At 39.4% G+C, this 12,175-nt stretch carries 13 protein-coding genes and 1 tRNA gene; 11 read left to right on the forward strand and 3 right to left on the reverse strand.

The genetic code is table 11. The features are described 5' to 3' along the window. Positions 1–18: 18 nt before the first annotated feature. Positions 19–993: a polyprenyl synthetase family protein gene (locus FK178_RS13775; protein ID WP_146836420.1), complete on the forward strand. Its 975-nt coding sequence runs from the start codon at positions 19–21 to the stop codon at positions 991–993. Here FK178_RS13775 and FK178_RS13780 read toward each other — a convergent pair. Then, positions 990–1,523: an alpha-ketoglutarate decarboxylase gene (locus FK178_RS13780; RefSeq protein ID WP_146836424.1), complete on the reverse strand. Its 534-nt coding sequence runs from the start codon at positions 1,521–1,523 to the stop codon at positions 990–992. The two genes, FK178_RS13775 and FK178_RS13780, sit on opposite strands and share 4 nt — an antisense overlap. Positions 1,524–1,651: 128 nt before the next feature. On the opposite strand from FK178_RS13780, the gene FK178_RS13785 reads away from it, so the two are divergent. Both FK178_RS13785 and odhB read left to right on the forward strand, forming a co-directional pair. Continuing rightward, positions 1,652–4,420 carry a 2-oxoglutarate dehydrogenase E1 component gene (locus FK178_RS13785; RefSeq protein ID WP_146836428.1) on the forward strand — a complete coding sequence of 923 codons (2,769 nt, stop codon included), beginning with the start codon at positions 1,652–1,654 and terminating at the stop codon, positions 4,418–4,420. A 74-nt stretch (positions 4,421–4,494) separates the two neighbouring features. Beyond that, complete coding sequence (gene odhB, locus FK178_RS13790) at positions 4,495–5,790, forward strand: 2-oxoglutarate dehydrogenase complex dihydrolipoyllysine-residue succinyltransferase (RefSeq protein ID WP_146836432.1); 1,296 nt, start codon at positions 4,495–4,497, stop codon at positions 5,788–5,790. A gap of 74 nt (positions 5,791–5,864) precedes the next feature. Here the strand turns inward: odhB and FK178_RS13795 are convergent, their stop codons facing one another. Both FK178_RS13795 and FK178_RS13800 read right to left on the reverse strand, forming a co-directional pair. Then, positions 5,865–6,044 (reverse strand): hypothetical protein, encoded by a 180-nt coding sequence (locus FK178_RS13795; RefSeq protein ID WP_146836435.1) that lies wholly within the window; start codon positions 6,042–6,044, stop codon positions 5,865–5,867. Between the two features lie 8 nt (positions 6,045–6,052). Next, entirely contained in the window at positions 6,053–6,490 is a 438-nt protein-coding gene (locus tag FK178_RS13800) for a retropepsin-like aspartic protease (RefSeq protein WP_146836440.1), read from the reverse strand. Between the two features lie 54 nt (positions 6,491–6,544). Here FK178_RS13800 and FK178_RS13805 point away from each other — a divergent pair, with 54 nt between their 5' ends. From FK178_RS13805 to FK178_RS13840, 8 genes are all read left to right on the forward strand, one after another. Continuing rightward, positions 6,545–7,312, forward strand: a complete 768-nt coding sequence (locus FK178_RS13805) for a TatD family hydrolase (RefSeq protein WP_146836446.1) — start codon at positions 6,545–6,547, stop codon at positions 7,310–7,312. Between the two features lie 52 nt (positions 7,313–7,364). Continuing rightward, entirely contained in the window at positions 7,365–8,507 is a 1,143-nt protein-coding gene (locus tag FK178_RS13810) for a 1-acyl-sn-glycerol-3-phosphate acyltransferase (RefSeq protein ID WP_146837698.1), read from the forward strand. Continuing rightward, complete coding sequence (locus FK178_RS13815; protein WP_146836452.1) at positions 8,491–9,519, forward strand: asparaginase; 1,029 nt, start codon at positions 8,491–8,493, stop codon at positions 9,517–9,519. The genes FK178_RS13810 and FK178_RS13815 overlap by 17 nt, the downstream gene beginning before the upstream one ends. 71 nt (positions 9,520–9,590) lie before the next feature. Then, positions 9,591–9,678, forward strand: a tRNA-Ser gene (locus FK178_RS13820). A 71-nt stretch (positions 9,679–9,749) separates the two neighbouring features. Continuing rightward, the gene (locus tag FK178_RS13825) at positions 9,750–10,547 is read left to right on the forward strand and encodes a MotA/TolQ/ExbB proton channel family protein (protein WP_146836457.1); all 798 of its coding nucleotides are present in this window, start codon (positions 9,750–9,752) and stop codon (positions 10,545–10,547) included. A gap of 12 nt (positions 10,548–10,559) precedes the next feature. Continuing rightward, positions 10,560–10,997: a hypothetical protein gene (locus FK178_RS13830; RefSeq protein WP_146836462.1), complete on the forward strand. Its 438-nt coding sequence runs from the start codon at positions 10,560–10,562 to the stop codon at positions 10,995–10,997. Between the two features lie 3 nt (positions 10,998–11,000). Then, complete coding sequence (locus FK178_RS13835; RefSeq protein WP_146836465.1) at positions 11,001–11,609, forward strand: ExbD/TolR family protein; 609 nt, start codon at positions 11,001–11,003, stop codon at positions 11,607–11,609. Positions 11,610–11,623: 14 nt separating this feature from the next. Then, complete coding sequence (locus tag FK178_RS13840) at positions 11,624–12,100, forward strand: ExbD/TolR family protein (protein WP_146836468.1); 477 nt, start codon at positions 11,624–11,626, stop codon at positions 12,098–12,100. Positions 12,101–12,175 lie beyond the last annotated feature (75 nt).

Below are 12,175 nucleotides of genomic sequence, written 5' to 3' on the forward strand. Positions count from 1 at the left end.
GCGCAAAAAATATTACGTATGCTTAGCATTACACAATACCGGGAGGCCTTTCTGGAATATCTTGAAACTGCAGTAACTTTAAAAGAACCTGTAAATTTATACGAGCCCATAAGTTATATTCTCCATCTGGGAGGCAAAAGATTAAGGCCCGTATTGGTATTAATGTCTGCCGAAGTTTTTGAGAGTTCCTTCAAAAAAGCCCTGAGCGCCTCTCTTGCTATTGAAGTGTTTCATAATTTCTCGCTGGTTCATGATGATATTATGGATGATGCACCTCTGCGCCGTGGTAAAGCAACGGTACATGAACGGTGGGATGTAAATACAGGGATCCTTTCAGGAGATGCAATGCTTATTTATTCCTATCAGTTATTAGAAAATTACGATGGGCCTATCTTTAAGGAGTTGTTGCAATTATTTAATAGTACCGCTATGCGTGTGTGCGAGGGTCAGCAATACGATGTTGATTTTGCAACCCAGGATGATGTTGAGATTAAAGATTACCTTAAAATGATTGAATATAAAACAGCAGTATTGGTTGCGGCTGCCTTACAAATGGGGGCGATTATTGCGGAAACTACCCCCCAAAACAAACAGGCCATGTATGAGTTTGGCCGCTTGCTTGGGATAGCTTTTCAATTGCAGGATGATTATCTTGATGCTTTTGGTGATCCCGAAACTTTTGGCAAGCAGGTAGGCGGTGATATTATAGAGAATAAAAAGACCTTTTTATACCTTACTGCCCTTCAAATGGCAGATGCTGTAGAAGCAAGACAACTGGAACATTTATACTCGATAAACCCCGGGGAAGCTACCGCCAAAATCGAAGCGGTTAAGCAAATCTTTGAAAATAGCGGGGCATCACTGAGGGCTCGTGAGGAAATAAAGAAATATACCAATAAAGCATTTGAAGCGCTGGAGGAGCTTGATATTCCCGAGGACAGAAAGGCGTTATTACGGGATTTTGGCCAGGACCTTATGAACCGGGAAGTCTAAAAATAAATACTTACAAACGGCATGAGGGCGTTGCTGTAAAAACTCTTCTGGCTATCATGAAGTACGTCATAACGAATACCTGTCACTACGGGCCCGGTATTATAACCTATACCCAAAAACAAAGCCGGTACCCAATAGGTATCTTTCCTGTTCCCGCCATCGAGTTCATAGCGCCGCGAAATGTTTAGCTGCTCATATTCGGCAGAAAGTTGAATTGCCCTTATAGGACGTAACATCCCAATGATACTGCCGCCCACACTGGTAGCTTTAAAGTTATTCTGTTTGGCATAAGCCCCGCTTATTCCAATTCCTGCAGACGCATACTGGTTAAAATCATATATGGCAGAAGGTGCGAGGGAGCCATTAAAATAGCCGTTGCCAAATCCCAGCCCCAAACTTCCTCCAAACCGCACATTGCTCCAAAATGGATTAGGCGTTGAAGCCGCAGGAGAATCCTCTACCTGTGCAAAGGCAGAAGGCGTTTGGAGAATACAAAAAATAAAGGGTAAAAGCAAATATTTAAAGGGCATAGCGGAAGGTTTTTTCTTGTTAAATTCTTATTAGAGAATAGATAAATATAATAAATCTTATAAGCTATAATAGCTAAAAATTGTATTTTTGCGATGTTTTACAATAAAAGAAACAATAGTTTCCAATTATGGATAGATACTCTTTTCTTAACGCCGCACATACTAGCTTCTTTGCAGATCTTTACGATCAATATCTTGAAAATCCCGATAGTGTTGAACCAAGTTGGAGAGCTTTTTTCCAGGGTTTTGATTTTGGACAAAATGGGGATTCCTCCTCTGTAGTAGAAACCTCTGAAGCAGGGGTAACCGAGGAATACTGTGCCCCGCAATTACAAAATCTTCAAAAAGAATTTCGGGTTATAAAATTAATAGAAGGTTACCGTACCCGCGGGCATTTATTTACCCGCACCAATCCTGTAAGGGAAAGAAGAAAATACACCCCAACCCTGGATATTGAAAATTTTGGTCTCGAGCAAAGTGACCTTGATAAGGTTTTTGATGCAGGAGAAGTAGTAGGGCTGGGGCCGTCGAAACTGCGTGATATTATAGACCATTTATCAAGGATCTATTGCCAGTCTATAGGGATTGAATATATGTATATTCGTAAACCTGAAGAAATTGACTGGATTCAGAAAAAATTAAATATCAACGATAATCATCCGGATTTCACTGCCGATCAGAAAAAGCTGATTCTTTCCAGACTGAACGATGCCTATTCATTTGAAACATTTTTACATACAAAATATGTAGGGCAAAAAAGATTTTCGGTTGAAGGAAATGAGAGTTTGATCCCTGCCCTGGACGCTATAATTGAAAGAGCTGCAGATCTTGGGGTAGAGGATTTTGTAATGGGAATGGCCCATCGCGGAAGGTTAAACACGCTTACCAATATTTTTGGAAAAAGTGCCAAAGATATATTTAGTGAATTTGACGGGAAGGATTACGAGCAGGATATTTTTGACGGAGACGTTAAATACCACCTGGGATGGACCAGTTGTCGTAAAACCCGTAACGGAAAAGAAATAAATATAAATATTGCCCCAAACCCTTCTCACCTGGAAACAGTTGGACCTGTTGTTCAAGGGATAGCGCGTGCAAAACAAGATCGAAAGTTCAAAGGAGATTACTCTAAAGTACTACCAATCATTGTTCATGGAGATGCTGCTATTTCAGGCCAGGGAGTTGTATATGAGGTAGTGCAGATGGCACAGCTCGACGGTTACAAGACCGGCGGTACCATTCACATTGTGGTTAACAACCAGGTTGGATTTACCACAAACTATCTTGATGGCCGTTCTTCCACCTATTGTACAGATGTTGCCAAAGTTACGCTATCTCCCGTACTTCATGTAAATGCCGATGATGCAGAAGCTGTGGTTCACGCAGTGCTTTTTGCGTTAGATTTCAGGATGCAGTTTCAAAGAGACGTGTTTATAGACCTGCTGGGTTATAGAAAATATGGGCATAATGAAGGGGATGAGCCCCGGTTTACCCAGCCAAAATTATATAAGGCAATTGGAAAACATTTAAATTCAAGGGATATCTATGCAGAGCAGCTAATAAAAAGCGGAGTGATAGATAAAAGCTATGTAGCCAAACTTGAAGAAGATTATAAAGCTAAACTGGAATCTGAACTTGAGGATTCCCGTAAGGAAGAAAAAACCAAGATCACTCCATTTATGCAGGATGAGTGGGAAGGTTTTAACGATGCAGATGAAACCGTGATGATGCAGGAAGTTGATACCAGTATTGAACTTTCAAAACTGGATGATGTCGCAAAAGTTATTACCAAACTTCCTGAAGACAAGAAGTTCCTTAAAAAGGTTGCCAAACTTATTGAAGCCCGCAATACCATGTATTTTGAAACCAACCAGTTGGATTGGGCAATGGCAGAAATGTTGGCTTACGGGTCCCTAATGACTGAAGGATACAATGTTCGTATGAGTGGCCAGGATGTGGAGAGAGGAACTTTCTCTCACCGGCATGCCGTGGTAAAAGTAGAAGATAGTGAGGAGGAGATCATAATGCACAACAATATTCCCGGAAAAAAAGGAGATTTTTCTGTATTTAACTCCCTGCTTTCAGAATATGCTGTAGTAGGATTTGATTATGGCTATGCAATGGCCAGTCCTAAAACTTTGACCATTTGGGAGGCCCAGTTTGGGGATTTTGTGAATGGAGCCCAAATAATGATGGACCAATACATTTCTGCGGCTGAGGATAAATGGAAATTGCAAAATGGACTCGTAATGTTCCTTCCGCATGGATATGAAGGACAGGGAGCCGAGCATTCCTCCGGGAGAATGGAGCGTTTCCTTCAACTTTGTGCAACAGATAACATGTTTGTGGCAGATGTTACAACCCCTGCCAATATGTTCCACTTGTTGAGAAAACAAATGAAAGTAGACTATAGAAAACCTTTGATCATATTTACTCCTAAAAGTTTACTAAGGCATCCTAAGGTGGTATCAACTAAAGAAGAATTTGCCCAGGGAAGTTTTCAGCCTGTTATTGACGATCCTCAGGCCGATGTAAATAAGGTAAAATCCCTGGTTTTTTGTACCGGTAAGTTTTATTATGATTTAATAGAAGAGCGCGAGAAAAACGGAAGGGATGATGTAGCTTTTGTAAGGGTAGAACAATTATTCCCCTTACCTTCAGAAAAAATGAAAGAGATCATTGCAAAATATAAAAATGCCGATGATTTGGTTTGGGCACAGGAAGAACCCCGAAATATGGGAGCTTACAGTCACATGTTAATGCATTTTGAGGAAGCCAAAAACTTCAGGATTTCCAGCAGAAGATTCTATGGTTCACCTGCAGCCGGAAGTTCAGTAAGATTTAAAAAGCGTCACGAAAAAGTTATAGAAAGTGTTTTTGATAAAACCATGGTTTAATCAAAACTAATAAATAGATTTACAAACAGTAACTGGTTTCCCGCAAGGTGGGACCGAAAAATAAATTTAAGATCATGGCTTTAGAAATGAAAGTTCCTTCTCCGGGAGAATCAATAACCGAAGTAGAAATAGCTCAATGGCTTGTTGAAGATGGAGATTATGTAGAAAAAGACCAGGCAATAGCTGAAGTTGATAGTGATAAGGCAACTTTAGAATTACCTGCCGAGGCAAGTGGTATTATTACTTTAATGGCCGAAGAGGGTGATGCTGTAGCAGTTGGAGCAGTGGTTTGCCTTATAGATACCGATGCGAAAAAACCGGGAGGGGAAGAAAAAGCTGAAAAGCCAAGCGGGGATGAGGGATCTGCAGATGCATCAGAAAAGGAGCTGGCTAAAGAAAATGAAAAAGAAACTCCAAAGAAGGACAGTGAAAAGGCAGCTCCTGAAGAAAGGAAAGAAACTAAATCTCCGTCTTCAGATAAAAAGGAAACATATGCTACAGGCACTCCGTCTCCTGCAGCCAGAAAAATACTGGATGAAAAAGGAATTGATTCTAAATCTGTAAGTGGTTCGGGTCGTGATGGCAGGATCACCAAAGAGGATGCTATAGAGGCCAAAGCTTCTATGGGTACCCCGGGCCGTGGAAAACGAGGTGAGGAGCGCAAAAAAATGTCCATGCTTCGCCGCAAAGTGGCAGAAAGACTGGTAAGCGTAAAGAATGAAACAGCTATGCTTACTACCTTTAATGAGGTTGACATGTCCGCAATCTTTTCTTTACGGAAACAATATAAGGACGAGTTTAAGGACAGGCATGGAGTGGGATTAGGATTTATGTCCTTTTTTACTCTTGCAATTGTTAGGGCATTAGACCTGTATCCCGATGTAAATTCAATGATAGATGGTGATTTCCAGGTAAAACACGATTTTAAAGATATTAGTATAGCGGTTTCAGGACCAAAAGGACTAATGGTACCGGTTATAAGAAATGCAGAGAATCTTGGTTTTAGAGGGGTAGAAGATGAGGTAAAGCGTTTGGCGCTAAGAGCAAGAGATGGACAAATTACTGTAGATGAAATGACGGGAGGAACATTTACTATTACTAATGGTGGTGTATTTGGTTCTATGTTATCTACACCTATTATTAATCCGCCGCAAAGTGCGATCCTTGGAATGCATAATATTGTAGACAGGCCGGTTGCGATAGACGGGCACGTAGAGATACGTCCTATTATGTATGTGGCTTTGTCTTATGATCATAGGATAATAGACGGCAGAGAATCTGTTGGATTCCTTGTTGCAGTGAAAGAAGCCCTGGAAAATCCTGAGGAATTATTGATGGATAATGATGCTAAAAGGGCATTGGAACTATAAGTAATTTCTTAATTAAATCTAAAAAGGCAGCAATTTTCATTGCTGCCTTTTTAGATTGGTTGGCTCCCAAATAATTAAAATAATTCAAATAATATAAAAAGATTTAATAAAAGTACCAAAACTACAGCAACCGCCAGAATTGCCATTCCGGTATCATAAAGCTCTCTTTTTTTTACTTCAAAATTCATATCTTCAACGTATATTATCAAATGTATATGATAATGTTGAAGAAACCCATGGGGGTTTTTCCCCATATTTTGGATTATTTCAAATAGAGTGCTTTATTCTTATAATCAATTACCGCTTTGCCACCCCTTAGGATATCTGCACCAATGATCCCGTGAACTTTTTCGGCTTTATGGTTTACAAGGGCCTCGTTCACATGGGTAAGATCAAACAATACCAGATCAATTTTTTTCTTTTTCCATCCTTTGATCTCAATAGTGTTTTGTTGCGCTATCCTGGTGAGCATATTGGTGGCTCCCGCTCCCGCGGCTCTTATTTCACTATCTTCAGCCAGTAAATTAAAATGTTCCACAGCCTCAAATCCTACACAGGAACTTGAAGCTCCCGTATCCAGAATAAAATTTCCTTCTATTTTATTGATCCTGGCAACCAGCTCAAAATGGTTTGTTTCAGTATACTTAAGTTTTACCCGATTATAGCCTTTTCCCTCCATCAGTTTTTTTAAAGACGCCATTCTTTTTCCTTTTTTGACAAAGATAGGTCTTCAAAATAAATTAATTTTGCAAATATGATATTAACCGATACGCATACTCATTTATATAGCAAAGATTTTGACAGGGATAGAAAGGATATGATCCGGAAAGCCCTGGATAAACAGGTAACCCGATTTTTTATTCCTGCTATAGATTCTTCCCATACCCAAAGTATGTATGATCTTGAAAAGGAGTTTCCTGATAATATCTTTTTAATGATGGGCCTGCATCCAACCTCGGTCAAGGAAAACTTTGAAGATGAGCTGAAGCATGTAGAAGAGGAGTTCTCGCGAAGGAAGTTCTATGCAGTAGGGGAAACAGGTATAGATCTTTATTGGGACAAATCATTTCTTGAGCAACAACAGGAGGCTTTTACCCGGCAAATAAGGCTTGCCAAAAAATATAATTTGCCTGTGGTAATCCATTGCCGCGATGCCTTTGATGAGATCTTTGAAGTTTTGGAAAAAGAAAAAGGGGACGGTCTATCTGGAATCTTCCATTGCTTTACCGGCAATCAAGAGCAGGCAGTCCGGGCGCTTTCCTATAATATGAAATTAGGAATAGGAGGGGTGGTTACTTTTAAAAACGGGGGTATTGATAAATTTTTGGGGGAGATCCCACTGGAAAATATTGTATTGGAAACAGATTCCCCATACCTGGCACCGGCGCCATACCGTGGTAAAAGAAATGAAAGTTCGTATATTGAAATTATTGCCACTAAAGTTGCCGGAATATATGGGATAGACCTCAATAAAGTTGCCGAGGTCACCACTCAAAACTCCCGGGACATATTTAAAGTGTAAATCATATATTTGATTTTAATTTTGTTCTTTTGCTATGCCAACTAAAATGCCTGTGTCAAACTTTGAAGAAATAAGATTCTATCACGATCATGAAGTGCAACCTGCGCTTAAGCAATATGTGAAACATCCCATGGTGAAAGCCTTGCTTCAATTCACCTTTCCGGAGAAACCTTTTGAGGAAATTGAAGAGATTGCATTATCCTGTAATTCTATTAGGGATTTTCAAACAAAAATAATTTACAGTAGCGTACAAAGAGTCCTGGAAAAAAGTTCAGAAGGCTTAAGTTACAGTGGTTTTGATAAGCTGAAAAGCGATGAGTCCTATATGTTCATCTCCAACCACCGCGACATTATACTTGATACAAGTTTACTTAATTGTGTACTGTATGAGCAGGGATTAATCATGACTGCATCGGCCATTGGAGATAACCTCGTAAAAAAACCATTTCTTTTATTGCTTTCCCGTATTAACCGGAATTTTCTGGTACAACGTGGCCTTGGACCAAGAGAAATGCTTAAAAGTTCGCAAAATCTTTCAGAATACATTCGTCATCTTCTTCTTGAAGAAAATAGATCTGTATGGATGGCACAGCGTGAAGGCCGCACCAAAGACGGAAACGATACCACGCAACAGGGAGTTTTAAAAATGCTCGCCATGGCCAAAGGAGACATGAGTATTGCAGAATATTTTACCAGGATCAAGATAGTGCCTGTGGCGATTTCCTATGAATTTGATCCTACAGATGTTCTAAAAATGCCTGAAATTATGGCAAAAAGAATGGAGACCACTTATACAAAGTCTGCCAATGAAGATTTTAACTCCATAATGCAAGGGGCCCTGGGAAATAAAGGAAGGATTCACATAAAAGCGGGAAATGTACTGGACAGCTCCTGGTTTGAAAAGATTGAAAGTGAACAAACCTCTACCAATGACTTACTAAAGGCAATTGCGGCGGCCATAGATGATAACGTTCATAAGAATTATAAACTTTGGCCGGCAAATTATATTGCCCTGGATCTTTTAAATAATAATGACACCTATTCCTCTCATTATACCCTCAAGGAAAAACGGCAGTTTGAAAGGCGCCTTTCCCGCAGGATCGATGTGAAAAACGCCCTTGAAGTAAATAGTTATCTTTTAATGTATGCCAATCCGGTAATAAACCTGGAGGTCCTTAATGAAAACAAGATCTAATATCTTACTTATATATACCGGTGGAACCATTGGTATGATCAAGGATTTTGAGACCGGGGCACTAAAAGCTTTTAACTTCAGCGAGCTTTTACATAATATCCCGGAATTAAAACTTCTGGAACATCATATTGATACCATTAGTTTTAAGGAACCTGTAGATTCTTCAAATATGAATCCCGCACAGTGGATTCAAATTGCCAATATAATAGAAGAGCGTTTTGAAAATTATGATGGTTTTGTAGTGTTGCATGGAAGTGATACGATGTCTTATACCGCTGCAGCTCTTAGTTTTATGTTTGAGAATTTAACTAAGCCCATTATTTTTACGGGGTCACAACTGCCCATTGGAGACCTGCGGACAGATGCCAAAGAAAATCTTATTACCAGCATCCAGATTGCCGGGCTTCAGAAACAGGGAAGGCCAGTGATCTCTGAGGTTGGATTGTATTTTGAATATAAGCTTTATCGGGCTAACCGTACCACCAAGGTTAATGCAGAACATTTTCAGGCTTTTGCATCCATGAATTATCCTCCCCTGGTAGAATCTGGTGTATATTTATCTGTAAATCATCATGTGCTTTGGAAGACCAACCGCCGGAAGAAGACCCTGCTGCATACCAATTTTAACGATGATGTTCTTATTTTAAAAATGTTTCCCGGTATAAATGAACAAACGGTAGATCACATACTTTCCAGAAAGGGATTGAAGGGGGTAGTGCTTGAAACCTTTGGCAGCGGAAATGCTCCTACAGATAAATGGTTCATCAATTTATTGAAAAAACACATCGAGAAAGGACTTGTAATAGTGAATGTTACACAGTGTATTGCCGGAAGTGTGGTCATGGGACAGTATGAAACCAGTACTCAGCTTAAAAAAATAGGGGTTATTTCGGGAAAGGATATCACAACTGAGGCTGCTGTGGCTAAATTGATGTACCTTTTAGGCAAGGATTTATCACCTAAAGTGTTCAAAACCATATTCGAGACTTCCCTGCGTGGGGAAATGTTATAAAATTAACGCATCTTATTTGATGGTGAAGTTTTTTTTTTGTTATTTGGCGCACCAATTTAGAACAACTTAATAGAGAGGTGGCCGAGTGGTCGAAGGCGCACGCCTGGAAAGTGTGTATACCCCACAAGGGTATCGAGGGTTCGAATCCCTTCCTCTCTGCAAAGTGTTTTTATTAAAAAATTATTTTTATATCTTTAACCCTTTAACTAATTAAATTAAGACAAACAGTAATGAAAAGATTATTTTCAACTTTGGTAATCGCTTCGATTATGTTATTTGGAGCCGCAGAAGTAAATGCGACAAATTACGTGAATGCACAGCCAGATAATATCGTGAATTTTATTCAGGATGAAGAAGCTGCCCTCGACATGCAAGAGGAAGAATCCTTAGGTTTCCACCAGGAACTTAAAAAACGATTTATAGAAGGTGGTCCTGGATTTATGGGGATCGTTCTTTTATGTTTAATTCTTGGTCTGGCCATTGCCATTGAGAGGATTATCTTTTTAAACTTGTCTACTACAAATACTAAGAAACTTGCTCAGGATGTAGAAGATGCTTTAAACAGTGGTGGTATTGAGGCTGCAAAAGAAGTTTGCAGAAACACAAGAGGCCCGGTTGCATCAATCTACTATCAGGGACTTGACCGTGCAGATGAAAGCATCGAAGCAGCAGAAAAAGCTGTAGTTGCTTACGGTGGAGTTCAAATGGGACAACTTGAGAAAAACGTTTCATGGGTATCTTTATTTATTGCTCTTGCACCTATGCTTGGGTTCATGGGAACGGTAATAGGTATGATCCAGGCATTTGACAGGATCGAAGCTGCCGGAGATATGCAACCATCATTAGTGGCAGGGGGTATTAAAGTAGCTCTTCTTACAACTGTATTTGGTCTTATTGTTGCTATTATTCTTCAAATATTTTATAATTATATCATCGCTAAGATCGATAGTATTGTAAATGACATGGAAGATGCTTCAATCATCTTGATTGATATGCTTGTTGACTACAAAAACAGAAGAAGAATCTAAGAGCTATAAACTATGACAATTCATAAAATTTTAAAATATTTAGCACTCGTTATTGGTGTCATAGGTCTTATCCTTTTGGCTAGGATTATTATGGCCGGAGACGATGCTATTGAAGCTTCAGCTTCCACACAAGCTAGTGTGGTTACGCCTATGCTTTGGTTATCATATTTGGTTCTTTTAGTAGTTATTGTCCTTGTAGCTTTCTTTGTAATAAAGGGATTGTTTAGGGGGAATATTAAAAATACCCTTATCGCCGTTGGAGCTTTTGTTCTTATTGTTGTGATAGCGTATTTGGTTACAGATGGAACCCAAATGGATCTAAAAGACGGTGGCACATTATCTGCCAGTGCATCTCATTGGGTAGGTGCCGGCCTGGTAACCTTCTATATTCTTGCTGCAATTGCAGTTGGAGCTATGGTATTATCGGGAATCAGAAAACTAATAAAATAAATTATGGCTAGAAGATCATCACCAGAAATAAATGCGGGCTCGATGGCCGATATTGCCTTCCTGCTATTAATTTTCTTTCTGGTAACAACAACAATGGAAACTGACAGGGGGATTAGCCGTAAGTTACCCCCCATGCAGGATGAGGATGTAGTTCCGCCTGTAATCAAGCAGAAAAACATTTTCACAGTGATCGTGAGCAGGGACAACCAGTTGCTTGTTGAAGATCAATTGATGGAGCTGAAAGATTTGCGTCAGGCTGCTGTAGACTTCCTTGACAATGGAGGCGGTGTAGGAGAAGATGCCTGTGACTTTTGTCAGGGTGCCAAAGATCCTCAGTCTTCAGATAATCCTGAAAAGGCGATTATTTCCCTTGTTAATGACCGTAAAACAGAATATAGAACCTATATCTCTGTGCAAAATGAACTGGTGGCTGCCTATAATGTTTTAAGGAACAGGGAAGCACAGCGTTTGTTTAATATGGAATTTACTCAAATGGAGAAAAATTACAACGATGTCAACTGGAGAGGGAACAAGGAGCAGTTAAAGGAACGAATTGAACAAATCAAGACCATGTATCCTCAGAAGTTATCTGAAGCTGAACCTAAGAATTAAAAACATTAAAAATTATGTCTAAGTTTAAAAAGAAAAAAAGCGGAGAATTACCAGCTGTGAACACAGCTTCTTTGCCGGATATCGTTTTTATGTTGCTTTTCTTCTTTATGGTTGCTACGGTAATGCGTCAAAACACTTTAATGGTGCAAAATCAATTGCCGTTTGCAGATCAGGTAGAAAAACTGGATAAGAAGGATCTTGTAATGTATATTTATGCCGGGAAACCAAGTCCGCGTTATCAGCAAACCTATGGTACGGAAGCCCGTATACAGTTAAACGATAAATTTGCCAGCGTAAGTGAAGTACAACAATTTATTTATTCTGAAAGAGAATCAAAACGTGAAGAATTAATTCCATATTTAACCACTGCCTTAAAGGTAGACGTGGAGACCAATATGGGGCTTGTTTCAGATATTAAACAAGAATTAAGGAAGGCAGATGCTCTTAAGATCAATTACACAACCTTAACAGGGGAAGTAAGTAAAAATTAAAATAACTTTTATTACTGTTTAAAAACATCCCACCGGAAAATTCTGGTTCTGGGATGTTTTTTTTTACCTTAATCC

Source organism: Antarcticibacterium arcticum (assembly GCF_007993795.1).
Classification (GTDB): domain Bacteria; phylum Bacteroidota; class Bacteroidia; order Flavobacteriales; family Flavobacteriaceae; genus Gillisia; species Gillisia arctica.

Excerpts from the sequence above, each read along its gene's own strand:
- FK178_RS13775 (WP_146836420.1), top strand. The coding sequence starts at position 19 with ATGCTTAGCATTACACAATACCGGGAGGCCTTTCTGGAATATCTTGAA.
- FK178_RS13780 (WP_146836424.1), bottom strand. The coding sequence starts at position 1,523 with ATGCCCTTTAAATATTTGCTTTTACCCTTTATTTTTTGTATTCTCCAA.
- FK178_RS13785 (WP_146836428.1), top strand. The coding sequence starts at position 1,652 with ATGGATAGATACTCTTTTCTTAACGCCGCACATACTAGCTTCTTTGCA.
- odhB (WP_146836432.1), top strand. The coding sequence starts at position 4,495 with ATGGCTTTAGAAATGAAAGTTCCTTCTCCGGGAGAATCAATAACCGAA.
- FK178_RS13795 (WP_146836435.1), bottom strand. The coding sequence starts at position 6,044 with ATGGGGAAAAACCCCCATGGGTTTCTTCAACATTATCATATACATTTG.
- FK178_RS13800 (WP_146836440.1), bottom strand. The coding sequence starts at position 6,490 with ATGGCGTCTTTAAAAAAACTGATGGAGGGAAAAGGCTATAATCGGGTA.
- FK178_RS13805 (WP_146836446.1), top strand. The coding sequence starts at position 6,545 with ATGATATTAACCGATACGCATACTCATTTATATAGCAAAGATTTTGAC.
- FK178_RS13815 (WP_146836452.1), top strand. The coding sequence starts at position 8,491 with ATGAAAACAAGATCTAATATCTTACTTATATATACCGGTGGAACCATT.
- FK178_RS13825 (WP_146836457.1), top strand. The coding sequence starts at position 9,750 with ATGAAAAGATTATTTTCAACTTTGGTAATCGCTTCGATTATGTTATTT.
- FK178_RS13830 (WP_146836462.1), top strand. The coding sequence starts at position 10,560 with ATGACAATTCATAAAATTTTAAAATATTTAGCACTCGTTATTGGTGTC.
- FK178_RS13835 (WP_146836465.1), top strand. The coding sequence starts at position 11,001 with ATGGCTAGAAGATCATCACCAGAAATAAATGCGGGCTCGATGGCCGAT.
- FK178_RS13840 (WP_146836468.1), top strand. The coding sequence starts at position 11,624 with ATGTCTAAGTTTAAAAAGAAAAAAAGCGGAGAATTACCAGCTGTGAAC.